General features: G+C 34.8%; 27 protein-coding genes and 2 pseudogenes. 10 read left to right on the top strand and 19 right to left on the bottom strand.

Annotated elements, in window-relative coordinates:
• The first annotated feature begins 524 nt into the window (after positions 1 to 524).
• The gene (locus FS608_RS29075; RefSeq protein ID WP_144556032.1) at positions 525 to 710 is read left to right on the top strand and encodes a hypothetical protein; all 186 of its coding nucleotides are present in this window, start codon (positions 525 to 527) and stop codon (positions 708 to 710) included.
• A 479-nt stretch (positions 711 to 1,189) separates the two neighbouring features.
• Here the strand turns inward: FS608_RS29075 and FS608_RS29070 are convergent, their stop codons facing one another.
• The 9 genes from FS608_RS29070 to FS608_RS29040 all read right to left on the bottom strand — a co-directional run bounded on the left by FS608_RS29070 (position 1,190) and on the right by FS608_RS29040 (position 6,256).
• A complete protein-coding gene (locus FS608_RS29070) occupies positions 1,190 to 1,693 on the bottom strand; it encodes a hypothetical protein (RefSeq protein WP_144556031.1) in 504 nt (167 codons plus the stop codon).
• Between the two features lie 521 nt (positions 1,694 to 2,214).
• A complete protein-coding gene (locus FS608_RS29065; protein ID WP_144556030.1) occupies positions 2,215 to 2,514 on the bottom strand; it encodes a hypothetical protein in 300 nt (99 codons plus the stop codon).
• A 3-nt stretch (positions 2,515 to 2,517) separates the two neighbouring features.
• A complete protein-coding gene (locus tag FS608_RS29060; RefSeq protein WP_144556029.1) occupies positions 2,518 to 2,766 on the bottom strand; it encodes a hypothetical protein in 249 nt (82 codons plus the stop codon).
• Positions 2,767 to 2,790: 24 nt separating this feature from the next.
• Positions 2,791 to 2,961 carry a hypothetical protein gene (locus FS608_RS30650; RefSeq protein WP_186328954.1) on the bottom strand — a complete coding sequence of 57 codons (171 nt, stop codon included), beginning with the start codon at positions 2,959 to 2,961 and terminating at the stop codon, positions 2,791 to 2,793.
• Positions 2,962 to 3,139: 178 nt separating this feature from the next.
• A complete protein-coding gene (locus FS608_RS29055) occupies positions 3,140 to 3,328 on the bottom strand; it encodes a hypothetical protein (RefSeq protein WP_088087141.1) in 189 nt (62 codons plus the stop codon).
• Positions 3,329 to 3,819: 491 nt separating this feature from the next.
• Positions 3,820 to 4,536, bottom strand: a complete 717-nt coding sequence (locus tag FS608_RS29050) for a metal-binding protein ZinT (RefSeq protein WP_144556028.1) — start codon at positions 4,534 to 4,536, stop codon at positions 3,820 to 3,822.
• 191 nt (positions 4,537 to 4,727) lie between these two features.
• Entirely contained in the window at positions 4,728 to 4,868 is a 141-nt protein-coding gene (locus tag FS608_RS30645) for a hypothetical protein (protein ID WP_186328953.1), read from the bottom strand.
• A gap of 24 nt (positions 4,869 to 4,892) precedes the next feature.
• The gene (gene rpmG / locus FS608_RS29045; protein ID WP_088090954.1) at positions 4,893 to 5,042 is read right to left on the bottom strand and encodes a 50S ribosomal protein L33; all 150 of its coding nucleotides are present in this window, start codon (positions 5,040 to 5,042) and stop codon (positions 4,893 to 4,895) included.
• 26 nt (positions 5,043 to 5,068) lie between these two features.
• Complete coding sequence (locus FS608_RS29040) at positions 5,069 to 6,256, bottom strand: GTP-binding protein (protein ID WP_144556027.1); 1,188 nt, start codon at positions 6,254 to 6,256, stop codon at positions 5,069 to 5,071.
• 354 nt (positions 6,257 to 6,610) lie between these two features.
• Here FS608_RS29040 and FS608_RS31705 point away from each other — a divergent pair, with 354 nt between their 5' ends.
• The 5 genes and pseudogenes from FS608_RS31705 to FS608_RS31035 form a co-directional block, all read left to right on the top strand.
• Entirely contained in the window at positions 6,611 to 6,982 is a 372-nt protein-coding gene (locus tag FS608_RS31705) for a metal ABC transporter substrate-binding protein (protein ID WP_313958751.1), read from the top strand.
• Positions 6,978 to 7,604 (top strand): metal ABC transporter solute-binding protein, Zn/Mn family, encoded by a 627-nt coding sequence (locus FS608_RS31700; protein WP_313958752.1) that lies wholly within the window; start codon positions 6,978 to 6,980, stop codon positions 7,602 to 7,604. Before FS608_RS31705 ends, FS608_RS31700 begins: the two co-directional genes overlap by 5 nt.
• Positions 7,605 to 7,733: 129 nt before the next feature.
• Positions 7,734 to 8,732 (top strand): permease, encoded by a 999-nt coding sequence (locus FS608_RS29030; protein WP_144556026.1) that lies wholly within the window; start codon positions 7,734 to 7,736, stop codon positions 8,730 to 8,732.
• A gap of 12 nt (positions 8,733 to 8,744) precedes the next feature.
• Positions 8,745 to 9,659: a TIGR03943 family putative permease subunit gene (locus FS608_RS29025; protein ID WP_144556025.1), complete on the top strand. Its 915-nt coding sequence runs from the start codon at positions 8,745 to 8,747 to the stop codon at positions 9,657 to 9,659.
• A gap of 2 nt (positions 9,660 to 9,661) precedes the next feature.
• Positions 9,662 to 9,905, top strand: a pseudogene (locus FS608_RS31035) (aldo/keto reductase); the annotation flags it as partial.
• A 263-nt stretch (positions 9,906 to 10,168) separates the two neighbouring features.
• Here the strand turns inward: FS608_RS31035 and FS608_RS30640 are convergent.
• Complete coding sequence (locus tag FS608_RS30640; RefSeq protein ID WP_186328952.1) at positions 10,169 to 10,306, bottom strand: hypothetical protein; 138 nt, start codon at positions 10,304 to 10,306, stop codon at positions 10,169 to 10,171.
• 1,052 nt (positions 10,307 to 11,358) lie between these two features.
• Here FS608_RS30640 and FS608_RS31695 point away from each other — a divergent pair.
• Positions 11,359 to 11,649, top strand: coding sequence for a hypothetical protein (locus FS608_RS31695; RefSeq protein WP_313958750.1), 291 nt, complete (start codon positions 11,359 to 11,361; stop codon positions 11,647 to 11,649).
• A 428-nt stretch (positions 11,650 to 12,077) separates the two neighbouring features.
• Entirely contained in the window at positions 12,078 to 12,896 is an 819-nt protein-coding gene (locus FS608_RS29010) for a mechanosensitive ion channel family protein (RefSeq protein WP_144556024.1), read from the top strand.
• Positions 12,897 to 13,291: 395 nt separating this feature from the next.
• Here the strand turns inward: FS608_RS29010 and FS608_RS29005 are convergent, their stop codons facing one another.
• From FS608_RS29005 to FS608_RS28995, 3 genes are all read right to left on the bottom strand, one after another.
• On the bottom strand, positions 13,292 to 13,933 hold the full coding sequence (locus FS608_RS29005) for a DUF421 domain-containing protein (protein WP_144556023.1): 642 nt from the start codon (positions 13,931 to 13,933) through the stop codon (positions 13,292 to 13,294).
• Positions 13,934 to 14,700: 767 nt separating this feature from the next.
• On the bottom strand, positions 14,701 to 16,185 hold the full coding sequence (locus FS608_RS29000) for a flavin monoamine oxidase family protein (RefSeq protein WP_144556022.1): 1,485 nt from the start codon (positions 16,183 to 16,185) through the stop codon (positions 14,701 to 14,703).
• A 267-nt stretch (positions 16,186 to 16,452) separates the two neighbouring features.
• Positions 16,453 to 16,791, bottom strand: a complete 339-nt coding sequence (locus FS608_RS28995; protein WP_144556021.1) for a winged helix-turn-helix transcriptional regulator — start codon at positions 16,789 to 16,791, stop codon at positions 16,453 to 16,455.
• 105 nt (positions 16,792 to 16,896) lie between these two features.
• Here FS608_RS28995 and FS608_RS28990 point away from each other — a divergent pair, with 105 nt between their 5' ends.
• Positions 16,897 to 17,754 (top strand): pirin family protein, encoded by an 858-nt coding sequence (locus FS608_RS28990; RefSeq protein ID WP_144556020.1) that lies wholly within the window; start codon positions 16,897 to 16,899, stop codon positions 17,752 to 17,754.
• Between the two features lie 80 nt (positions 17,755 to 17,834).
• Positions 17,835 to 18,234 (top strand): annotated as a pseudogene (locus tag FS608_RS28985) (DoxX family protein).
• A gap of 168 nt (positions 18,235 to 18,402) precedes the next feature.
• Here FS608_RS28985 and FS608_RS28980 read toward each other — a convergent pair.
• The 6 genes from FS608_RS28980 to FS608_RS28955 form a co-directional block, all read right to left on the bottom strand.
• The gene (locus FS608_RS28980) at positions 18,403 to 18,768 is read right to left on the bottom strand and encodes a CPCC family cysteine-rich protein (RefSeq protein ID WP_144556019.1); all 366 of its coding nucleotides are present in this window, start codon (positions 18,766 to 18,768) and stop codon (positions 18,403 to 18,405) included.
• A gap of 333 nt (positions 18,769 to 19,101) precedes the next feature.
• The gene (locus FS608_RS28975; RefSeq protein ID WP_144556018.1) at positions 19,102 to 19,944 is read right to left on the bottom strand and encodes an alpha/beta fold hydrolase; all 843 of its coding nucleotides are present in this window, start codon (positions 19,942 to 19,944) and stop codon (positions 19,102 to 19,104) included.
• 24 nt (positions 19,945 to 19,968) lie between these two features.
• Positions 19,969 to 20,970, bottom strand: a complete 1,002-nt coding sequence (locus FS608_RS28970; protein WP_144556017.1) for an NADP-dependent oxidoreductase — start codon at positions 20,968 to 20,970, stop codon at positions 19,969 to 19,971.
• A gap of 104 nt (positions 20,971 to 21,074) precedes the next feature.
• The gene (locus FS608_RS28965) at positions 21,075 to 22,136 is read right to left on the bottom strand and encodes an alkene reductase (RefSeq protein WP_144556016.1); all 1,062 of its coding nucleotides are present in this window, start codon (positions 22,134 to 22,136) and stop codon (positions 21,075 to 21,077) included.
• A 34-nt stretch (positions 22,137 to 22,170) separates the two neighbouring features.
• Positions 22,171 to 23,019, bottom strand: a complete 849-nt coding sequence (locus tag FS608_RS28960; protein ID WP_144556015.1) for an alpha/beta fold hydrolase — start codon at positions 23,017 to 23,019, stop codon at positions 22,171 to 22,173.
• A 251-nt stretch (positions 23,020 to 23,270) separates the two neighbouring features.
• Positions 23,271 to 23,846 carry a TetR/AcrR family transcriptional regulator gene (locus FS608_RS28955; protein WP_144556033.1) on the bottom strand — a complete coding sequence of 192 codons (576 nt, stop codon included), beginning with the start codon at positions 23,844 to 23,846 and terminating at the stop codon, positions 23,271 to 23,273.
• Positions 23,847 to 24,387 lie beyond the last annotated feature (541 nt).

Genomic DNA, 24,387 nt, shown 5'->3' with positions numbered 1-24,387 from the left:
TTCCAAAATCAGACTAACGGAAGGTTATTTGGCATGCACTTTTTTAGTATAACATGAGATATTTAAAGTTTTTTATGGAAAATATTGACAAACTATTAGCTGGTTTAGTTTAAGTACATAATTTCACAAAACTACGTTCAATTTAAATCAAGAATTATGTAGAATGAGTGACATTTTACAAAAATATCCAAAAGAAAATAAAAAAAAAATACCTTTGATCTATAAAATCAAAGGTCAATGTTGAACTTAGTGGTCTAGGCTAAGTCCATTTTAGGAGGTCTAAACTCAGAAGAATTTAAACTATTATTATATTAACATATAATTAATTTTTATTCAATAAATTAAATAATTATGCATCCGCTGTCTTTGATTGCTTTTCCATTAACTTAATTCAACCCTTTTGAATTCAAGCACCCGTTGGTTAAACAAGGGATTACACAATTATCGTTTTATTCATTACTTTTTTGTTTGAATGAATAGGTTAAACAAATACCAAACTAATCTTAAAAAAAGGATGTGATATAGTGAAAAAAATAGCATTATTTCTTTTATTTACTATAGTATCTACAATGATGATGCCAAAGGACTCAGAAGCTAACGCATTGGAAAACTTGCCTAGGACACTAGAAACAAAACAATGGAAAGTAACAGTTGGAAAGCCAGACCATAGTGACAAAAAGCTTAACAAGTCTATAAGACCAGCGCTGTAGCATGTATACAACCTAGACATTAAAAATATTGGTGACGAAAATATTGAATTAGTCAGGGTTGAGGGATATAAAAACTTACCTAAGTCTGCGTCAACATTTTATGAACTGTTTACTGTCGAATACGACGAAGGCAAGCCTTTAGAACAATCATTTCATCATTCCAATTTTCCTTTAGATACTAAGGCAACTGCATTAATGGTATCTGTAACCTGGAAACATAAAAATAGTGACCAACGGAAGTTTAAAGGACAATTCATTTTTCAACTTACAAGATAACATAGAGGGGTTTCCCTCTTTTTTTTAGATTTATGTCTGTTAATTCTCAAGCGAATAATAGGGGGCAATAACGAATTAAGCGTTTTTTCTTTTTTCACTAACCTGCTTCGTTAGCACAATAAGATAAGCCGCCTACGATAGCAGCTTGGATCTTCAACTCTTGCACCCATTGGTTCAATAAATCTGTTTTATCTTAAGTATATTTAATTACGCTCCCAATCCTCAGGAACAAGCAACCATACTCCAGGCATTACACATTTATTACATTGTATGTAATCGGTTGGAGTATATTTGAAGGGTTTGTTAAGCATATTTTTTATCCCATCTATTGTTTGTATGTTTAAAGCGTTTATCGATTGTTTATCATATGAATTTAAAATTGAATTTACTTTTTCACTATCTGCTTCAAAAAAGTCATTTTGCAATTCACTAAACCAACCTTCATAATATGTCGATTTTGGACCTCCCATTCCGTGTGGGCATTCAGTTGTTTCATTATTTGGATTAACATAACACCACCAAGATACATCAGAAATAAGTATTCCTAAAGCTGTTAATTCTTTAATAAACTCTTCTAAATTATTTTTCATAACTATACAATCAATGTACCCGCTTCCAACTGGTTGAACTTTATACTTTGTAAATAGATGTTCTATTTGTGTGACGAATTCATTCTTATTGGATGTTAAGTAATCAAAATACCTCATCAATTAAGATCTCCTCTTTGTTTACAATAGTACCTGATAGGTCAATAATAAATATGGGTTGATGTTGCTACTTAATATTTTAAAACAAGACAAATAATATTGTTATGAGGTTAATAAAAAAGAACAGTATTAATAAGAAGGATACAACGCTCCATACATACTCTTTCCTTTTAATTGTATTTATAAAAATAATTGTTATAGCAATACTTGAAACAATTGAATACAAATATCCTGATATATTCGAAATATAGAACCCATTTGCTAATAAATTAACCATAAAAAATGCGATAGAACAGACGACTAATATCTTTTCTAATTTTTTCCCTCGGACAAAAACATAAATTATAATCACCACAAAAAAAGTAAATCCAATAAAAAATTTGAGATCATTACTTATTCCTTTCATTAAAAAATTAAATGGCTTTATCTTATTCAATTATCCTGCTTCTCTAACTCAATAAGAAAAAGGATCGCTGCCGCAACCCTTGTTTAACTATTGCACCCGTTAGCTGAATAAGGAACTATACTTTTTCAAATTGTACATTTGATGCATCTATACCTTCAATTAGACTCTTTACTCTATCGGTTACGATGATCCAAAGAGTAGTGTTAAGGAAAAAAATGTCCGCTCCGCCCCACATATCAGGAAGCATAATTAATTGCCTAGCATCATTATCAATTTCCTCTCTTCCACAAATCTGACAAAGTGAAATGGTCTTAGCACCTGGTGGACGTTTTGAATTTGCTGTAATTATTAATTCACTATAATTACTATCATTTTCAGAAACCTTAAAAGGATATTTAATAACTTTATTTCCCACTTTTCACTTGATTACAGGAGAAAATTTTACACCCTTTATTTCATTTTTAATAAAAAGCTCTTGAATTCTTTCTGAAATTAAAACACTTCCTGGGCAACTCCATAAAAAATCTACTTTTGGTTCATTGTCGATATCTAGATAGACTGGTTGAAAGTCTGTTCCAGGTAAAAGTACATCACCATCAGAATCTTCGATTTGATTAAGAATTAAAGTTTGAAAGTTCAAACTGCCTTTTATCGGATACCGTTTCATTTTTATTTAAATTGGGAATATTCTCTAGATTCGCAGGCATCCCATAATGGATAATCTTCGTGGTAGCCCAAGTTTCCCGCAGCCTGTGCACTCTACTCCAGGTAAACCGTATGGATGCTCTGCATATCCATTAATGCTTTCTTCTTGACGATCACTATGATAAGTCGGATTATTCATTCTCCAAAAATTTGCCATAACCCCCCCAAGTAATTAAAAAATTCATCCTTTACCCTGTTGAATCGGCTTACCATTCTAAAATTTATAAACCTTAGATGTTGCAGAAGAAAAAAATAATATTTCTTATTGAGCTAACCTGCTCCGTTAGTTGAAGAAGAAAATAAAATCTTTATTTTATAAATAAAAAAAGAGAGCCTTAGCTCTCCAACAATCGGTTAACTTTCTGAATCTCCCCTTCAAATAACCTCATGTCCAACTCGTAATCATCATGACCATCAAATGAATCCAACATATCTTTTTCTTGATGTAATGTTATCAAATACTGCTCCAATGAAAACCCACCACTTTGGATTGTATTCTCAAACACAACTTTAAATCTGCTCATTTATTTCACCTCGACAGATAGTATTTCCAATACAATAAATGAAATTCGTATTTTATTACCAAAGGACCATTTAGGTCCTTTTGGCTTCTTCAAGTAAAGCCCCCGGTTAACGCAATAAGGATTATATTTCTTCTTGATATATTTCTGATTTTAACGGTTTCAGATTTATTGGTATTTTCAGGTTGATAGCAAAAGAACGATTGTCTTATTAAATAATCGCACCCTTTACTTTAAGTACATTACTTCACAAACTCTTTTGTTAATTAACACAAAAAAGATTCCACTTATAATATTGGGAATAAATGAATTATTATAACAATTTCAGATATCAAAGGAATTAAAAGAAGATGACCCCTGTTGAATACAAAAATCATCTTCTCCACGTCTGATAACCTTTTTAATAAGTCCTTTACAACGGGTACACTTTAAAGTGACTCTTGTCCTTTTTTATTCGATTAAAAGGGCAAGTGTAAAAGATCTGTTCTGCAGAGTTAATGTGCATTCATTTCTTCTACGATTTCTTTCCCACTTAAATTAGCAGGATAATAAGTTGCCCAATTATCTAATTCATTTAAAAGAGTGTCATGCTCTTCATCGCCAAAATAAATATGGTAATGTTCTGATTTTGTTGGATAAATACTATGATCACTGAATTGGACATGTTTTGGCACTCCATTTAATTCTCCAACTAAATCAAATAAATATCTAACTCCTCTATTTCCAGATTCATAAGTTAAAATTTCGTGACCATGATACCTATATTCTCCTGTTTTTCCTTCTCCATTTTTATAAAATGTGATCGTATTATCTTTTATAACGATTCGTTTAACGTCGGTTTCATACCCGACTTTATAATATTCTTTGTACTCTTCAAAGGTTTTATCGTTGTTTGTTTCTACTTTTTTCTGTAAGACCTCATCTAAAGTTCCATCTATTAAGTATGGATAGACCGATTTCCAATCTCCTTCCCAATCTGATAATTCTCTATCTTCAACTTCGTCATCTTGAAATATCCCTGAATATATCTCTTGCTTTTTTTCATCATCGTGACTATGGACATGGCTGTGATTATGGGAATGCTCGGGAGTTTCAGTGGATTCCGAAACAGATGTTTTTTCAACAGGTATCTCTACTTTTTCTTGACACCCTGCCAGCATTGTACCTAATAAGGAAAACGTAACCATTGATTTTATAAGGTCTTTTTTCATAACTATAAACTCCCCTTTTCCTTTGATAGTTAATAAAATATCTTTTGCGGTTACTCTGTTAAGAGAAAGGCAACCGTCCCGGGATTTGGTTCCTCTAAGAATTTCAGTTTTAGTAAATAAGAATCCAAATATGAATTAAACAGAATATGTACGTGGATAATTACTAGCCAATGAATTAATGAATATTAATGTTAAAAGACTATGAATAGAAATAAAATATTCATAGGAAAGTCATCATATTTATCACCCTTCGTAATAGGGCGGTTAACAATCTCTGCATCTCCGGATTCGAGTACCGTTGCCAGTGCATTGGTATCCTCGTTGAATGTCATTGAAATCCACTAAATTGTGAGAGATTATTTTGTTTCTCGGTGTAATGTACGTCTTTTTAACCTTGGTGAGTATTTCATTAACTCAATACGATCTGGATTGTTTCGTTTGTTTTTTGTGGTAATATAATTCCGGTCTCCTGTTTCTGTACATGCTAACGTGATTTTTACTCTCATATTGTTTCCTCCTAGTATAGTTTTCTTTATGGTAAGACTGTAAACGCTGGAAGTGGATCATTAAATGTTTTCCAGTCCATTTTCATTTCATCATCTGTTAATAAACATTTATCTAATGAAGCCTCAATTTGCTCTCGATTCATATCAATACCGATTAGAACGAGTTCAGTTATTCGGTCGCCGAATTCTTCATCCCAATTGTCCAATAGGTCTGGTTCTTCATTTAGGATTTGATTTCTTTCCAGTTCAGGATAACACGCTAGCCATTCACCAGCTCCCTGAAGCATGATTGAGGGTCCAGCTTGTGACAACAAACCTGTCATATCATTTCGGGTTGACAGCCAAAAGAATCCTTTTGCTCGAACGATTTCTACTGGACATTCCTCTAACCATTTCATCCATCTTTCTGGATGAAATGGTTTTTTCCTGCGATAGACAAAGGATGAAATCCTATATTCCTCTGTTTCTGGAGTATGTTGTTCCGTTAATTCCTTAATCCAACCTGCCCCTTGACTTGCCTGTTCGAAATCAAATAATTTGGTATCCATAATTTCAGCTAATGCCACTTGACCTTGGGCACTTTCAATTATTTTTGCGCCTGGATTGAGCTTTTCCAGGACCGCTTTTAGTTCGAGCACACTCTTTTTATCAACTAAATCGATTTTATTTACGATTAACAAATTGGCAAATTCAATTTGGTCGATTAATAAATCGACAACTTCACGCGTATCGGAGTAATCTGTTTCTTGCTTTCGGTCGATTAGACTTTCACCTGATGAAAAATCATGCCAAAACCGATTCGCATCAACGACTGTAACCATGGTGTCTAGCCTGCAATAATCTGATAAGTTAATTCCCAGGTTTTCATCCACATATGTAAAGGTTTGAGCAACCGGAACAGGCTCGGAAATTCCAGACGATTCAATCAATATATATTCAATATCCCCTGCCTGAACCAGCCGTTCTACTTCAATCATTAAATCCTCTCTTAATGTACAACAGATACATCCATTTTGAAGCTCCACCAATTTCTCATCCGTTCTTGAGAAACCTCCTTGTTTGATTATCGAGGCATCAATATTTACTTCACTCATGTCATTTACAATGACGGCAATCTTTTTATTTTCGCGATTGGTCAAAACATGATTCAGTAAAGTTGTTTTCCCTGAGCCTAAATACCCACTAATTACGGTAACTGGTATTTTTTTATTCATTTCTTTCACCTCTTTTAATAAATCAAAATCATTACGATTTATAAAATATAGTTTCTCTTTTATAGCTTAATCTTTATGCCCTCCATTCAAAGTAGTTCATGCTTGGTCTCAATTTTTATCCTATGTTTTTAAATCGTAACGATTACGATTAACATCTTACTCAATCTTTTTCTTAAATGCAAGTTTTTTCAAAAAAACACTTCAATGGTCCTTTTCCTATATTAGAACCTTTTTATAGTTTAAATTTTACAAGAATAAAAGATTCATAAATTTATTTACTAATTCATAGGTTTAATTTAGAATGTAAAACGAAATGGTTACGATTTAACGAGAAAATTAGATTGGAGTTAAACAATGAGAATGAAACATTTAATAGTCACTTCTATTCTGATATTCAGCCTTATTTTATCTGGCTGCGTAAACACAGAAACTGTCAGTATGGAATCTGACAAAAACAATAAAGAAACATTGACAGTTTATACAACCATTTATCCATTGGAGGATTTTACAAAAAAAATCGGCGGTGATTTTGTCCAAGTTAAAAGTATCTACCCTCCAAATGTAGATGCCCATTCCTACGAGCCTTCCACAAAAAACATGCTTAACCTTGCCAGCTCTGATTTATTTATTTATACAGGAGTTGGGGTTGAAGGATTTGCTGAAAAAGCAACGGAAGCTTTGGAAAAAGAGGATGTACAGATTTTAAAAAGCTGGAGATGGAATTGACCTCATCGAATCCTCTGATGAACATCATCATGAAGGTGACGCTGAAAATGAAGAAGAACATACCGAGGAACATGAAGGTAAAGATCATAACCATGGTGACCTAGATCCTCATGTATGGCTAGATCCTGTGCTGTCCATTGACATGGCAAAAAACATTAAAAACTCTTTAAGTACATTAATGCCAGAACACGCTTCAGAGTTTGAAAGCAATTTTAATCAACTAAAAAGCGAACTAGAAAAGCTAGATCAAGAGTTTAAAACAACGATAGCGAGTTCAAAAACGAAGGAATTATTAGTTTCTCATGATGCCTATGGATATTGGGAACAGCGGTATGGCATTGAAACAATTGCCATTACAGGCTTGTCTCCTACACAGGAACCAACCCAGAAAGAATTGCAAGCCATTCTTGAAGAGTCATCAGAACATAATATTCATTATATAATTTTTGAGCAGAACGTTTCACCAAAAGTCGCAAAAATTATACAAGAAGAATTGGGAGCACAATCTCTATCTCTTCACAATCTTGAGGCAATAACAGCGGAAAATATTAAGCAAAAAGATGATTACTTTAGTATCATGCGTAAAAATTTAGAGACCATCAAGGCCGCGTTAAATAACTAATACACCCAGACGAACCGATCCCTGACCTTTTTTATGTCAGGGATTCTCTTACATATAGGGCTTGATTTATTCATATCTAGCAATTTTGCTTATATATATTTAAAAGAAATCTTTTAATTGGAGGGTACTATGTATCACATACTACGAAATAATATTATTGAATTTACAGGTATGGTCATTATTGGATTTGCCTTGCTGCTGCTATCTTTTAGTGAGAGCTTTAATCTATCATTTGATGTACCTCCATCTTTGTTAAATCTCAATACGATCTTTCTTAGTATTCTAATAGAGGCACTTCCTTTTGTATTAATAGGGGTTCTAATCGCGGGTGCAATACAAATATTTGTGACCGAAGAACATATTCATCGCTGGATTCCAAAAAATAAGTTCTTGGCGGTTATCATGAGCTGTGTCATCGGTGCCATCTTTCCCGCCTGTGAGTGTGGCATAGTCCCGATTGTCCGCCGTCTTGTCGGGAAAGGAGTTCCCATACATGCTGCAATTGGCTTTATGTTAACAGGTCCACTCATTAATCCGATTGTGATTGCCTCAACATTTATGGCATTTGGAAATGATTTTAAAATAGCGGGATTGCGAATGGGACTAGGTTTTTTAATCGCAGTTATTGTGTCTTTGATTGTCAGCCTTATCTTTAAAGGGAAACAATTAAAATCATTCATCAGTACGACGCCCGTCCATACACATTCTAAAAAGGAAACTATTTTAATAAGATTTTGGGGAATGCTGACCCATTCGATTGATGAGTTTTTTGATATGGGTAAATATTTAATTATGGGCGCTTTTTTAGCAGCATTTGTTCAAACTTATTTACCGGCAAAAGCTCTCTTGGAAGCTGGTAACGGTACAGTATCGTCCTTATTGGTGATGATGGGATTAGCTTACGTCCTTTCACTTTGTTCAGAGGCAGATGCCTTCATTGGTGCTTCCTTCAGCAGTATTTTCCCTACATCAGCCATTTTAGGATTTTTAATATTTGGTCCAATGATGGATCTAAAAAATACCCTTATGATGCTTAGTGTTTTCCGATCGAGATTTGTTTTCGGTGTGTTGGCATTAATTATTTCAACCATCATTATTACAATCCTGCTTGTGCAAAGCATTTTATAAGGAGGGAAATGCGTGAGATTCCATTTACTGCAAGCTTTTAGAGCTTTTATTTTACTTTCTTTTGCAGTGTTACTTTTCAAATTGCATTTTAGTGGTGATATCACAAAGTTTATTAATCCTAAATATGAAGGTTTAAGCCAGGCTGCTTCAATATTATTCTTAATTTTGTTTATCATTCAAATCACTAGAATATGGACAGTAAAGGAAAACATTGTCCATCACCATTGTCATCATGATGATCATGACCATAATTGCAGTCACGATCATGGAGACTCTCCTTTTAATACAAAAAAACTAATCTCTTATGTAGTCATTGTTTTTCCTTTGATCACCGGGTTCTTGCTTCCGGCAAAGGTGCTCGATGCCTCCATTGCTAATAAAAAAGGTGGTTTAACAGTTTTAACGAATCAAAAACAACAGACGACTCCAGAAACTAATGAAGCGCAAGAGCCGACGATTAAAAAAAATCTCATTGATCAATCTCGTGTTAGTAATCCAAAAGTCCTTTCACAAGGAGAATATGACCAGTTAACAAAGGAATTAGAACAAAGCTCAACCGTTGTAATGAATGATGATGTTTTTTCGACTTACTATGATGAAATCCAAATGAACCTCAGTAAATACAAAGGTAAAGAAATTGAAATAAAAGGATTTGTTTATAAAGAAGAAGGACTTGAACAAGACCAGCTGGTAATCGCGAGATTTTTGATTACCCATTGTGTCGCAGATGCTGGCATTATTGGATTTATATCAAAGTTGCCTGAGGCTTCAACGATTGAAGTCAATACATGGATTGAAGCTGATGGTTTTTTGGAAACAACTACTTTTAATGGAACTGAGATTCCGATTATAAAAATTAACAACTGGAAAAAAATAAAGGAACCTAAAGACCCCTACGTTTACCCTATTAGTATAAGAATCCTATAAATTTTGAAAAAAGTGTTGCCCAGGTGATTTTACGTTGGTTGACACAAAGAGGAATCGTTGTTATCCCAAAGTTGGTTCTAAGGAATGATAATCGAAAACTTCAATCTCATTGACTATAAATTAAGTCAAGAAGATATGGAGACAATTGCTACGTTAGACACGAAAGAGAGCTTGTTCTTTCCGCATAGAGTTCCTGTAATGGTGAAAGGGATCAGTAGCTTTAAATTGATCATTAATCCAAAATGAAAGGCTGCCTATTATTGGGCAGCTTGTTTTTGTTCTTCCTAAATAAAAGCAAATTTCCCTATTATCAAGATCAAGAGTTTTATGACTTTGTGAAGGAATGTACTTAAATTAACCTGCCCCGTTAGTCGAAAAAGAAAAAGGGAATCACTGCAGCAAACCAACAAATCCAATAAATAAAAACAGGGCACGGGAAATTTCCACACCCTGTTTTTTGTTTATGAAATTTGTGGTCAGCAATATCCATTGGTTTGTCTTTCTCCGGATTAAAATGGCTCGATGGCTTTCTCGTTTTTACCAGTTTGAGGCTGATTTTCAATTCTTCTTGCTTCGACTTCCTTGGGAATTTCCTTAAGATGTTTATTAACTTCTTCTACTTGATTAGTAGTTCGCATTTCATCCATTTTCAAAAACCTCAATTCATTAAAAAATTTTTGATAAGTATATTATGCCTCAGTGATGAAGATTTTATGTTTGTTGAATCAGACCTACAATTTTTGAATGGACGCCTATTTATATGGCATAGTAACTACAGTAAAAAAACGACGACGATGATGCTAATTATAAAAAAGGTATTTCCTCAAATTTTTTATATCACGCAGTGAGGTTCCTTCCCAATAATAGGAAAAACAAAGGAATTTGTGGCTTCTGAATGGTTTAGGAAAATAAAAAGAAAAATGCCATTTGGTGCAAAGCTCGAGATGGTGAACGTGGACAGAGACTTATAGTCTAGAGGATGCCCCTGCATTCCCCTTCTTCAACATAAGCACCCTTTAGTTTAAGTGCGTTTATTTACAAACTTATCCTTTTTACAGTTCATTTATTATAGGAATGCTGTCTTGTTGTAAAAAAACGACTGCTCTTATTTGCAATCGCCCTCGTTAGCTCTATTTTGACTAACTACTTCACCAAATGTTCCCTATTAAGCGAATTATAATTCTTGGTATAAACATTAAGATGTTCCAAACCACTTCAAATATAAACTCAAATAGGGTATCTTTAAAAAAGCCGTCTCTATTTCTTTTTTTATTTTTCATCTTCTAACTCCCAATTAATTAATCGTTGTTTAACTATTTCGACTCGGATTAACAATTTCAATCCTTTAAATAAATTCTACTTTTAATTTTCTATTTCCTTATTCAACTATCCTGCTCCTTTAGCTTAATAAGAACCGCAGTTTCAATTTCGTGAAACCGGTCAATAATTCCTGAAAAAAGAATTTTTTAGGGAGAGATGAACTTGTTATTATCTCAAGCATGGGAAACGTACGAATCTGATAAACGTATCGAAGGCTTTTCACCGCAAACATTAAAAGCATATAAACTACAGTCCGGATTACTTTAGGCTTTTTAATGACGTTCAACTTGATACAATCACTACGGATCTATTAAAAGCTTATTTAGCAAAATCAAGTGAAAGCCTTAAGCCTGCAAGTTTGGCTCATCGGATTCGTTTTATGAAATCATTATTTCGATGGTCTCATGAAGAAGGGCATATTTCCAAAAACCCAGCAACTAAAATAAAAGAACCTAAATCCGGGAAACGAATCCCTAAATTTTTGACTGAAATGGAAATTGAACATTTAGGGGAAGCCTGTTGTTCACCAATGGAAAATGCTCTGTTTGAATTCATGTTCTCCACTGGCAACTTCTTTGCCGAATACTTTCTTGGATTTTGCCAGGATGCACAGATTATCAAACCAGTTCAACTTATAGAGAAGCTACCTTTTGGGTTTACTGTATTATAGAATGTAATTAAATCGTTTTCTTCTTCAAACTCCCACTTTTTGGGTATATCTGTTGAAAACCAATCTTCAAAGTTAATTGTATTGAATTTCATTGTTTTCTTAACTCCTTATGGGATTTCTAATATAATTCAATCCTTATTATTAAGATTCCTTGTTGAACTAACCTGCCCCGTTAGTCCAATAAAAACGAAAAAAGGGTATTAATCTTTCCTAGGATCAATTCCTCATTGACCTTTATCTCTATTTCTTTTAATATCCATTCAGCAGCGGAAAACACATTATTAACAATATAATCGTTCCTCAAGAAGCCTGGATAGTGCTTCTTTTTTTAATGGAACCATGCTATCGTTAAGGTTTGTTGGGAAAGGAAGTTTTTTCCCCTTATCGCAATCCTTTGGTATAGTGTAAAGAAAGTGGGAGTTGATAGGATGTTTTTCTTGGGACTGTTCCAGCAGTTGCCCGTAAAAATTTTAACGGTGGCACTGCTGATTATACTTACGGTTTATTTGATCCGCAAATCCATCAAGCTTTTCTTTGACAAAACGTACTTCTTGGATGAAAAACGGGAAGAGACTTTGATGCATTTCGCCAACCAAGTGACAAAGGTATTGGGACTTGTGTTCTTCTTTATTTATGTAATTAGCCATTTCTTCGACCTGGAAAAGTTTGTCACTGGTTCGGTAGTGGTGGCAGGTGCCTTGGCATTAATCTTCCAGCATATCATTCGCGATTACATTATGGGGCTGACCTACTTGTTTGAGCGACAGATCCATCATGGGGATTATGTCATCATCAATGGAAACCGTCAGGGGAAAATCGAGGAAATCAGCATACGCTACCTGAAGATTCGCCAGTTTGATGGATACCTCTATACTGTCTCCTATAGCAGCATCGTGGAACTTCAGAACGGAAACCGGGGAATGCGCCGGGTGAACGAAAGTCTTGTCATGAACTATAAGCAAAATCCGGACTATGCCTTTAAAGTGATGGAGGAAGTAGCACAAACATGTAACGAGAAATACGGGGAATACCTGTTGAAGGATGAACACGGCTTTCCTGTGGAGAGTTTCAAATTCAACCAAATCACCGAACTGAACGTGGATTTCAGGGGTCACAGGTATTCATTATCAGGTCTTGTGAAAGAAGCGGATTTCTTGGAAGCGAGCAAAAAGGTAAGGTATGAACTGGCAATGGCTGCCTACAAAAACGACTTGAAGATGGCGGAGAGCCTCGACACAAGCCATTAAATATCATAAAAAGCAAGAGTACATATCTCTTGCTTTTTTTCTGTGGATTTTATTAAAGACGGGTGGTTCGGACCCCCTCCCGTTGTATTCCTGATGTCAAACTTAGGATTCTGAGCTAAAGTTTTATTCAGGGGTAAATTAGATTCCCTTTACACAATCGAGTTAAACTCGATATACAAATTGGTTGGATCGATTTATACGGAAAGCTTATAGAGTATGAGCATATCAACTCCAGTTTACTACGCTTTTTTATTTTTTCTTATTCCACTCCCTGCTCCGTTAGTTCAACAAAAAAAAGATCTCCGAAGCGATCTTTTTCTTTAACTCCTCCACAATTTTAGTCGAAGAACAATGCTTATGTATGAGTTTTATTAACGACAAAAAAGATAGCTTATTTAATGTATCTGAGGCTTATAGTCCACTATGTCTCCCTCGTCATATGCTTCTTGAAATAATGGTGGCGTTTTCGCTTCAGACTGATTTTGTGATGATGAGGGACGAATACCATTTTGAGCTAAGATATCCAAAATTTTTTGAATATCTTCTTTGGTTGCAGGTGCTTTGTTTGGCTTTAGGGTAGTCGATATTTTACCATTGGACTCTAATACCGCCAATTCTACATCTTCGACATTGCCTATGTTTTTTAGGCGAAGTGAACTTTGTAGCTCATCTGTTGTTAGTCTTGCTTTTTTTAGCTCCTCTAATTTCATCTGTCCATCATTAATTAGTACTGATGGTACTCCATTAATAAACTTTCTGGATTTTGGTATCCAAATTTGAATTTTCGCTAATAATACAACTCCTATAATAAGCAAAGTGCCAGCATATATTGCTTCCCATTCATTTCTTAATGCTAAAGGTTGGATTAGTACAGCACCAATCGAAATCCTCAACACTGCTTCCGAAACTGTGGTTTCTGCAAGCGATCTTTTTCCTGCGATACGCAAAAGCATAATTGCAGCCAAAAAAATTAACAATGCCTTAAATATATAAGGTAAGGTAGGTAGATCGTCCAAAAAATTCATAAATTCTCTCATTCCTTTAAAATTTTTTTGTTATTATTTGTTAATTGCATACCAAATATGTGTTCATTATTTGTAAGTATATTAATGTTCCTTCTTCCACTAAACTGCTTCTTAAGCTTAATAACAACAGCCGTTTCAATTTTGTGAAAGGTCAATAATTCCTGATGAATATATGAGCAAAAACTTTCCAGGTTTATCTCTTGACTATATTTATTCAAATTCACTAAACTACATTCTTTTTGTTAAATGGGAAAAACGAGTTCCTGAGTATTCCCTTATTAAACTCAAGCATCCTATAGTTTAAGTAGCACCTTCACAATCTCTTATATATTTTAATTAAATCCAATCCCTTGAATGTATTGTTCTAGAATCTAGATCATTATAAAAAGACGCCTTCTTATTAAAGAAAAGCGCCCGTTTGTTGAAGAAGACCCATAATATTTAACCCTTGATAATGTAATGTATTTATCCCAACTTTTATTTCTTATTTCATCTTCTGTTGATTCGCATTCATCGCATATAACCAAAAATTCAATAGTGGTTTTATCTTTGAAAATTTCAACCCATCCTTGATTGAAATCGGACACCAAGCTACTTTATTTTTGTACTGCATTTTTCAATCAATCCTTTATAACCTTTTAATTTACATTATCCTTTTGTCTAACAAAAAAAAGGAGTTCTAATCAGTTTACATATTAAGCTCTTGCATCCTTTAATTGCATAAACACACATTTTTATATTTGCTAGTATTGTTGAATAAACCTTACCTTTATTGCTAATTAAACCTGAATTAAAGTTCTTGGTAAGTCATTGACTTCAAATGCAGCACGTATTCCGGACTCGATTGCACCTTGGATCCAAGCATGAGTAGTTGAGGCATGTTCGCCAGCAAAATGAACTCTTCCTTCGGGAATAGAAATATAAGGAGATAATTCTTTTACCTGTTCGGGTTTAAACATCGTAAATGCCCCAGCAGAATACGGATATCGAACCCAACTGTGGCTTACTCCTGCTTGAAACTCACTAAACACCTGTTTACCATAAATTGCAGCCAAGTTTTTTAATACATATTCCAAGCGATCATTATTTTCCAAACTGTCCCAAGGTACAGCATCATCCTCCCATGTATAACTCCCTAAAATAACACCCGATCCTTGTGTACCGAGGTCATAACTCGGGTATTGAATATATTTAATAGGGAGATCCGTAACTGTTTGCCCACCATACAAACCTGCCCTTTCCCAGAACCTGTTTTTAAACTGAATGCCGGTCTTCGTAGAGCCCGCATAATTAAGTTCCCGAATTGCCTTCCATTTGTTTTCAGAAAATGAATTTCGGGGTTCGATTTCCACAAATTGTAACACTGAAAAAGGAATTGTCACAATCGCAAGATCACCGGTGATTTGAAATGGCTCTAAGATTTTATGGACAGAATGAATGGTTACTTGGTTGTCATGCTGCACAATTTTCTTCACTTCTTGTCCGTAAAATATATCATCTTTCAATTGAGTCGTAAACGCTTTAGGAAGTTGGTCGTTACCGCCCGTGATTTCATAAAAGGTGATATCAGGGGTAAAAAGGATTAACAGTTCACGTAACAGTTCCAAGAAAGAAAGCTCCATAAGTCCTTCCAGTGTAAGAATTACTTTAATCATTTCGATGGCACCCGGAGATAATGTGACTCCAAACGGGTTATATCTCAAATAAGTGTCCATCGAGTATTTATCCAATTCTTTTATAACCCAAGGCCAATTTCTCTTTGGGTTTTGTTCAATAAAATCTGTCAATGGTTTTATTGCTAATTGAAGCAACTCCTTAGCGGTTTTACCTTTTTCTTGTGGGTACACGGGAAAGCGCAAAATATCAGGGTTCTGTTCATACACCTTAAAACGAGTTTTGATTCCTTTAATATAGATAATGTCATTAGGAGTCGAATTGATAAACCTATTAACCGGAAGTTTGAATTTTTTTATATATTCTAATGCCAACAAATGAGTATGAGGAATTCGCATTGCCCCAGCCTCAAGATATTGCCCATCCCTTAAATCGCCTCTTAACGTATAGACCCTCCCACCCACCCTATCAGTAGCTTCAAGGATTGTAACATGGTGTCCAGCTTGCTTAAGTAAAGTGGCCGAGACCAGTCCTGCCATACCTGCGCCAATAATAATGATCTTCTTGGGTGTTTTTGTTCTTTCAAGTCCATTTCTGATGATTGAAATCATTTGATCAGAGGATAGCATAGGAAATACGTAATTTAACATGTTTTTTCTCCTCTACACTTCTAATTAGACCGTAATATGGCTTACTGCCATCTTATTCAACTAGAAAGTAGAAATATGCATGGAAGGACAAGAAATCTATTAAACTTGGACATACTGACATTACCACTCAAAAAGGTGGGATTGATAGCCGTTGAATCTGAAAAGGGATCTCCGCAGCCATCCCAATCCTTAACTCTTGCACCCGTTAGTTGAAGAACAAAATTCAGAAAATGTATTTATGTCTTCATTATCACAAGGAAGGAAATATTAATCCATAGTATTTTTCAATTTTCTCTTTCTATGTTCCATACTCCATTCGTGCATTGAATCTAAAATCGGCTTCAATGTCATTCCATACTCAGTTATAGAATATTCCACTTTAGGTGGAACTTCACGATATACCTCTCGACTTATGAGCCCCTCCTCCTCTAGTTCTCGTAATTGATTTGTTAGCATTTTGGGGGTAATGTCTACAAGTGCTTTTTTTAATTCTCCATATCTCATTGTGCCTTCCGACATTAGATACAATAAGATGATAGGCTTCCATTTCCCAACCAAGATAGAAAGAGCATCGTGTACTTTACAATATTCAGGTTTTATTTTCATCTTTACCTCCAATAGTATCTTTTTACATACTATATATCTTCAAAGTGCATACTTATGTAATTGATTTTAATGGTTTAATATGATTATGAAAAGGGGGCAAATAATATGAATACCGAAAATATTAAACGTCGTGAAATAAAAAAAGTATGGACAGTATCCGAACAAAAAATAAGCAATATTCATACCGCAAGTCCTATCCTTGCACCTGGCAACTGGGTAGATTATGACCCGTTCTTATTACTAATGGAAGATAAATTTCAAAAAGGAGCATTTAGTGAGCATCCTCATCGTGGTATAGAGACCTTAACATTTATCATTGACGGAAGGCTTAATCATTATGACAATGCTACGGGGGCGGGTGGAATCCTAGAAAAAGGGGATCTTCAATTTATGACTGCTGGTAGAGGAGTGATCCATAATGAATCACCACTTGACGGTGAAACAGTTCATCTTCTTCAGCTTTGGGTTAATCTACCTCGTAAATATAAAATGGTAAAACCCCGTTATCAAAATATGCACGCAAAAGATATGCCTGTTCGTCAAGAGAACGGTGCCTTAATTCGGGTATATTCAGGTTCGTCTGGAAATATTGTATCGAACACCCTGAATTACGCACCTGTCACGTTTGTAGAAATGGTGTTGAAAGAAGGAGCATCCATTAGTCAAGACCTTCCTGGTACCTATAACGGCTATATTTATGTATTAGAAGGAAGTGGAACATTTGGTGAAAATAAAGTTGAGGCGAAAAAAGGGCAAGCAATGTGGCTAGGTTCCGCAAATGATGGGGAAATGAGCAGTATTCATATTTCTTCAAACGAAAAATTACGACTTGTTCTTTTTGCAGGTGAACCTCTCAGAGAACCTGTTGTAGCATATGGACCTTTCGTAATGAATTCAGAAGAAGAAATACGACAGGCTTATCGGGATTATCAGGAGGGTAAATTCGAAACTCCAGTAGATTAAAAATTGATGGAAATAGTTAAATGAATTTGATTAACTCATCCAATGAACAAATTAAATAAAGATAATTAAGGAGCAAAAAGATGATAGGGTTAGGTTTATTGTTAATACGCTTAATAATTGGATTGTCATTCATAGCTCACGGAGCCCAAAAGTTATTCGGCTTTGGTGGCGGCGGTGGTTTAAAAGTAACTGGGGAGCATTTTGAAAAATTGGGGAATAAGACCAGGGGTAACAATGGCGTTACTCGCGGGGCTATCGGAATTAATAGGTGGAGCTATGTTTGCGTTAGGGTTACTTACCCCACTTTTAGGCATTGTGATTGCTGGAACAATGGTAGTAGGGATTTTAAAAGTTCACGGACCAAATGGTTACTGGATTTCAGAGGGTGGATATGAATACTGTCTTGCTGTATTAGTTGTAGCAATTGGTGTAGCTCTTACGGGTGCAGGACAATATTCACTCGATGCTATTTTATTTTAAATTATATCCATTTTTAACGGCAAATGTTTGGATTTAAGGAATCAGACGCTCAGAAGCTAATTCTGAGCGTTTGTTTTGAAACCATCATTAAGCATTTCTTAATGGGTAAAGGGTCTTTGTATGGGACAGGCAGCGACATTCTTTATTCAACTAAACTGCTCCGTTAGTTCAACAAGAGTCTTCTAATAAAATCTTCTCGTAAGACTTTATTTTGTTCCATAGTGACTTATATTTTAACGAATCGGTTTCAGAGTGTTCTAATTCAACGAAGGACCTTGTTAAAGACTTTTTCGTTGCAATTTCCTTATCGGTTTGACTAAGTATATTTCTTTTATCTCTATACATTATAAGATTCTCTTTAAAATTTTTTCTTGCTTCTGTTAGGGAGTAATCTCCGTTTGGTCCACCCCAAACTTCATCTGCATCAGGGTCATCTTGTCCATCATCTTCCCAATTGCACAGTATACATATCTCAAAGACCCCACGTTCTTCTAATGTTGGATAACCGCAACACGGACATTTTTCACGTTGCATTTAAGTCCCACCTCAATCGCTTTAATCAATATCATAATATCCAATACTTTTTCTGTGTAGGTTAAATTTTGCTTATTGAAGTATCCTGATCGTTAATTCAATAAGAAAAGCTACCATTAAGGCAGTTCGTCTTCAACTCTTGCACCCGATAGTTTAAGTGCAACAATTCACAAACTATACCTTTCACCATTCTATTATTTGAAACAGGATGAAAGTGCAAAAAGAAAGCTAAGCAAAAAAAGCATCGAACCTTTCTGATCAACGCTCCAATTCTTTATATTTGTATTTCAATAAGTTGTGCTTTTTTAAGTAAGTTCTAAATAATAATACTAATCAACCTAAGAATGTTATTACCATTTCGACAAACTCTTTTGGATATTGAAATAAGGAACCGTGTCCTGCATGGTCAAATATTTTCAACTGACTATTAGGGATTCTATTTGCTAAGTCATATGAATTTTCAGTTGGAACCATGCGATCATGATTTCCATTTATTATTAGTGTAGGCTGAACAATTTCGGATAGATCCGCAGGCTTTTCTTTTCCCCATTTATTTATTGCATCTAATTGCGTTCTATACGCTCTTAAACTAATAGTTTTATCCCGATGTTTTTTCCTTTTTTTTATTTGAATTAGAAATTCTTTAGCCTTTTTCTTACCATTCTGTGTATTTGGGAAAAACAGATAGGTCTTTATGTCTTTGAAAGTCAATATTGCACGGACTAAATCAAGATTAGTAATTTGCGTGACCTTGGAAATACCTTTCCCTCCTCGAGGTCCCGTACCAACTAATACTAGCTTTCTAACTAAGCTTGGTTCCTTTAAGATTAATTCTTGAGCAATCATTCCGCCCATTGACAAAGCTATCAAATCCACCTTTAAAAATCCTAGTTGTTTAATAAATGTTATTGCATCATTTGCCATTTGAGGAATGTTGTTTGGTACTTTACCATTGGACAGTCCTATCCCTGTGTTATCAAATGCGATGACCCAAGGGCTCTTAGCAAGGCCATCAATAATCCTTGGATCCCAATTATCAAGATTAGCTGAAAGGTGTGTCAATAAAATAATCGGGATTCCTTTTTTTTCCCCTAATTCTCTATACGCATACCGTCTACCATTATGGTGCTGAATAAATAAGTTAGGTGCGTCAATATAAGAATAATGAATCGACATTGCTATTCCACTCCTGCTTTACCTTTAAAATTTAATAACTACTTTTCCTTTTGTCTTTCCTTTTACTACTAATTTTAATGCATCATTAATGTCATCAATTGTAAAATTGGTAGGATCAATGGCAGGAACAATATTGTTCTCTTCAATGATTTTTGTGATTTTTTCTAATTGTCTTCCGTCAGCTCTAACGAAAATGAAGCGATATTGAACACCTTTTTTCTTTGCTTTCTTATCAAATTTCGAGCCAACTAATCCAAAAATAATTTGCTTCCATTTAGGAAGACCTTTATCTATTGCAAACTGTTTATTTGGTGCAGTACGAAGACTTAGTAACCGACCACCTGGTTTTATTATGGATAACTCCCGTTCGAATTCCTCAACACCTAGCGTATCGATTACAAAATCAATTTCGTCTAGTATTTCCCAATAATTTTCCTTTGTATAATCAATATATTGATCTGCACCAGCGTACAAAGTTCTCTCTTTAGCAGAAGGACTACCAGAAACAATAACCTTTAATCCCATTGCTTTAGCTATAGGAACAGCCATTTGTCCAAAACTTCCTGAACCTCCTGGAATAAACACTGTTTGTCCCTTTTGTGCTTCTAACTCTTCAATTAACCCTTGATATGCTGTCAGACCAGCTAAAGGTGCACCAGCTCCCGTAACGAAATCTAAATTTTTCGGCAAATGCCATATCGATTTAGCATCAACAGCAACATATTCTGCAAATGCTCCAATTTTTTCAATCGGGAGTCTTGTATAAATAGGATCTCCAACCTTAAACCCATAGTCAGGATTACCCACTTTTTCGACAATCCCTGTTAGTTCATTTCCTAATGTAAGAGGCATATCATAGTCCTGTATTAATTTTACACTTCCTGTAATATTTAATATTTCAAGTGGATTTATTGCAGCAACTTTTACCTTTACCAGTACTTCATTTTCTTTAATACTCGGTATAGGGATATCAACAATCTGTGCTTCAATGTTTTTCGAGTATTTTTGTATTTGAGCAGCTTTCATATTCTTAATCTCCTTTTAAAAAACCACCAACTCTTACATTGATGGTTTTTTATTATCATTCGCTTATTTTATTCCTAGTCTAGTTAATGGTTAAACTTTGTCTTTTATACTTTTAATAAAGGATAATCTGTATACCCTTCCGCTCCCCCTGCATAAATGGTATTTTTATCAGGCGTATTCAGTGGGGCATCCAATTTCAATCGTTCGACAAAATCTGGGTTGGCTATCATCCAAGTCCCTACAGTTATAACGTCCGCAAGTTCATTATCCAAGTCTACCGTAAGTTGGTCTAAAGTACGTCCTGCTCGGTTAACAAGAAGTGCTTGCGACCAAAGTTGACGAATCTCTTGTAATAATGATTCATTTCCAAAATGCATGATATGGAGATATGCAAGGTTGAGCTTATCTAACTCACTGACTAAATAACGGTACATTTCCCTACTTGTTTCTCCCTCTTCTATTCCATTTAGTGTTCCTTGAGGAGAGAAGCGTATACCCGTTCGTTCTGGTCCAATCTCATTAACAACTGCTTTTGCTACTTCAATGGCAAATCTTGAACGATTTTCAAACGTTCCACCGTACGCATCCTGACGTTGATTAGCATTTTCACTTAAGAACTGTTGAATAAGGTAACCATTTGCCCCGTGGATTTCAACGCCATCTGCACCTGCTTCTACCGCTGCTCGTGCTGCTAGACGAAACTCATTTATAACGTCCTTAATTTCTCCTTCACTCAACGCTCTAGGTGTAGGAATCTCCTTCATCCCTTGTGCTGTAAATATTTCTATATTAGGCGCAATAGCTGAAGGGGCAACAGCTTGACGGTGATGAGGTGTATTGTCAGGATGTGAGACACGACCTACATGCATAAGTTGAACAAATATACGTCCTCCTTCGTTATGCACTTTGGATGTTACCTTTTTCCACCCCTCAATATGTGATTCTGTGTAAATACCAGGTGTATTTGTATAACCCTGACCATCCTCTGAGGGTTGAGTACCCTCACTTATTATTAAACCAACCGAAGAACGCTGGCCATAATACTCTGCTGCCAAATCACTAGGTGTGCCATCTGGCAGTGCTCTACTCCTTGTCATTGGTGCCATACCTAAACGGTTTTTTAGTTCTATGTTTCCAATTCTGACTGGTTCAAATAACTTGCTCATATAAACTACCTCCTTTTTAATCGTTATCAATTTTTTATAGAGATGTTGAATTCAGGAACGAATTGACATTCTCAGCAAATAATTCTGGAAATTGGAATAGGTGTCCGTGACCAGAATCAGGATATATAATGAGTTGTGCTTTTGGTAAGTGCTCAGCTAAAATATAACTATTTTTGGTTGGAACCATAACATCGTTAATACCATTCGTCACAAGCACAGGGTGTTTAATGTTCTGTAACCAATTGTAATCATTATTGGATTTTGGTTGAGACCAATTTGCAATAGCCTTTAATTGGGCTTGTTGTACTTGATCAGAACTTTCAACCTTTTTCTGATTGATAATCCTTTGTAAAGATGCCATTCCCGCAGATTTACTTGTTTCAGTTGAACGGTAGAAGAAAAACATGAAGTCATCCAAAGCATTCTCTGCATTCCCACCGTGTCGATTCATTCTTTCAAATATTTCTAGATCTGGATTAATTCCAGATTCTGGTCCAGTACCTGCCATGATGATTCGTCTAATCAAATTCCCTTCTTGTAATGCCAATTCTTGTGCAACCATTCCACCAATTGAAAAACCGAGAATATCGACTTGATTTAAACCAAGTGCTTTAATAAATTTCCCTGCATCTTGTGCCATCTCAGCTATCGTAGCAGGTGTTTGCCCTTTCGTCTCACCAACCCCTTTGTTATCAAATAGGATAACTGGACGTTCTTTCGCTATTGGAGCAACCATATTAGGATCCCAATTTTCCATCGTTCCTCTAAAGTGAACTAGAAATACGACAGGTACTCCCGTTTTTTTACCAAACCTTCTATAAGCATAACTAGTACCTTCAACTTCGATAAATTCTGATTCAGATGGGATAGTAAATGTTGTCATTTGAGTTTCTCCTTCGAACATTAAGTTCTAAATTTTTTAATATACATTAGCTGAATGACATCCTTTTTAGAATGAACGTTCTAAAAAGGATGTTTAACTTTCCTCCAATTAAAGAAATTTAAATTATCATTTAGTCTTTATCTATTTTAATAAATAGACAGCAATGAAAAACTATGCTTTAACAAGTGTATTTCAGCTAGATTAATCATTAACACCTATCGAGAATGTTCGTTCTAAAAAGAGTAAAAAAATTAATCTAGTACCGAGAGTGTTATATCAATAATATTATTTAATTTTTCTATGTCATCGGTAGTTTTGGTCATAACCCGTAGTCCTACTAAAGAGTTATGAAGAAATTCTGATGTTTTTTTTGCATCAAGATGTATAGATATTTCTCCAGACTTTTGACCTATTACCACTAGATTGTTTAGCAATAATTCGGTCTTAGAAAAGCTCTCCATTACCTTTTCTGCTGCTTGTTCATCATGTAACGACAACTCAACTGCAGTATTTACGGTCAAACATCCAACAGGTTGTGTTTTATCTCTCACAATTATCATTTCAAATAATTGCCTGATAGCATCCTTTATGGAATTTTGCTGGGCTACTTCATTCTCAATTCTAGTTCTTATTATTTCATTATAATGATCTAATGCTTTTATAAACAAAGTATGCTTGTCACCAAACGTATCGTATAGGCTACGACGATGGATCCCCATATACTTTACTAAATCTTGCATAGAGGTTTTTTCATAGCCTTGTATCCAGAAAAGTTCCATAGCTTTTCGTAATACTTCATTTTCATCAAATTCTTTATTTCTAGCCATACTATCATTTCCTTTAAGTAATCTTAGAGTAACCAGAAAATCTAATGCTTCAAAGGTAATCATCAATCTTAATAAGATAAAAATATTGACTTTCTCGTCCCCTGCCAATGATATCATTTTAAGAATGAACAGTAAAGAATAGCATTAAGAGTTACTACCAATTTCACCATTTGTTAGTATGAACCATACGTGTTAACAGCTCCACCTCCTTTAAAGGATTTTTTAATCTAATTCTATACTTAAGTTAGTGCTAAGTTATATTTTTAGAATGAACATTCTCATTATGACAAAAACCAGCTAATAACCTTACAAATCTATAATATCATTTTGAGAACGATTGGTAAAGAATAAATTTATATATTATTTGGCGTGCTAAAACTGCATAATTTTAATTTTTATAATACAGTTTAATAATTCATTCTATAATATAGAACCACTAAAACTTTTTATTTTCAATATGAATGTTCTTCTTCAACTCCCTCAGTTTAATACGATTTTCTCCCGAATACTCGCTTATTCGCAGGATTTCATAACCTTTGAT

This window comes from Bacillus sp. X1(2014) (genome assembly GCF_007678255.1).
This window is presented reverse-complemented; position numbering and strand designations above follow the sequence as displayed.

Bases quoted from the DNA above. Each gene is read 5' to 3' on its own strand.
- FS608_RS30645 (WP_186328953.1), bottom strand. From the start codon at position 4,868: ATGACATTCAACGAGGATACCAATGCACTGGCAACGGTACTCGAATCC.
- FS608_RS28960 (WP_144556015.1), bottom strand. From the start codon at position 23,019: ATGACAACATTTACTATCCCATCTGAATCAGAATTTATCGAAGTTGAA.
- FS608_RS29060 (WP_144556029.1), bottom strand. From the start codon at position 2,766: ATGAAACGGTATCCGATAAAAGGCAGTTTGAACTTTCAAACTTTAATT.
- rpmG (WP_088090954.1), bottom strand. From the start codon at position 5,042: ATGAGAGTAAAAATCACGTTAGCATGTACAGAAACAGGAGACCGGAAT.
- FS608_RS29005 (WP_144556023.1), bottom strand. From the start codon at position 13,933: ATGAGAGAATTTATGAATTTTTTGGACGATCTACCTACCTTACCTTAT.
- FS608_RS31695 (WP_313958750.1), top strand. From the start codon at position 11,359: ATGAAATCATTATTTCGATGGTCTCATGAAGAAGGGCATATTTCCAAA.
- FS608_RS30640 (WP_186328952.1), bottom strand. From the start codon at position 10,306: ATGGATGAAATGCGAACTACTAATCAAGTAGAAGAAGTTAATAAACAT.
- FS608_RS31705 (WP_313958751.1), top strand. From the start codon at position 6,611: ATGAGAATGAAACATTTAATAGTCACTTCTATTCTGATATTCAGCCTT.
- FS608_RS29050 (WP_144556028.1), bottom strand. From the start codon at position 4,536: ATGAAAAAAGACCTTATAAAATCAATGGTTACGTTTTCCTTATTAGGT.
- FS608_RS29010 (WP_144556024.1), top strand. From the start codon at position 12,078: ATGTTTTTCTTGGGACTGTTCCAGCAGTTGCCCGTAAAAATTTTAACG.
- FS608_RS28975 (WP_144556018.1), bottom strand. From the start codon at position 19,944: ATGTCGATTCATTATTCTTATATTGACGCACCTAACTTATTTATTCAG.
- FS608_RS29030 (WP_144556026.1), top strand. From the start codon at position 7,734: ATGTATCACATACTACGAAATAATATTATTGAATTTACAGGTATGGTC.
- FS608_RS29000 (WP_144556022.1), bottom strand. From the start codon at position 16,185: ATGTTAAATTACGTATTTCCTATGCTATCCTCTGATCAAATGATTTCA.
- FS608_RS28970 (WP_144556017.1), bottom strand. From the start codon at position 20,970: ATGAAAGCTGCTCAAATACAAAAATACTCGAAAAACATTGAAGCACAG.
- FS608_RS28955 (WP_144556033.1), bottom strand. From the start codon at position 23,846: ATGGCTAGAAATAAAGAATTTGATGAAAATGAAGTATTACGAAAAGCT.
- FS608_RS28965 (WP_144556016.1), bottom strand. From the start codon at position 22,136: ATGAGCAAGTTATTTGAACCAGTCAGAATTGGAAACATAGAACTAAAA.
- FS608_RS29040 (WP_144556027.1), bottom strand. From the start codon at position 6,256: ATGAATAAAAAAATACCAGTTACCGTAATTAGTGGGTATTTAGGCTCA.
- FS608_RS28990 (WP_144556020.1), top strand. From the start codon at position 16,897: ATGAATACCGAAAATATTAAACGTCGTGAAATAAAAAAAGTATGGACA.
- FS608_RS30650 (WP_186328954.1), bottom strand. From the start codon at position 2,961: ATGGCAAATTTTTGGAGAATGAATAATCCGACTTATCATAGTGATCGT.
- FS608_RS28995 (WP_144556021.1), bottom strand. From the start codon at position 16,791: ATGAAAATAAAACCTGAATATTGTAAAGTACACGATGCTCTTTCTATC.
- FS608_RS28980 (WP_144556019.1), bottom strand. From the start codon at position 18,768: ATGCAACGTGAAAAATGTCCGTGTTGCGGTTATCCAACATTAGAAGAA.
- FS608_RS29070 (WP_144556031.1), bottom strand. From the start codon at position 1,693: ATGAGGTATTTTGATTACTTAACATCCAATAAGAATGAATTCGTCACA.
- FS608_RS29055 (WP_088087141.1), bottom strand. From the start codon at position 3,328: ATGAGCAGATTTAAAGTTGTGTTTGAGAATACAATCCAAAGTGGTGGG.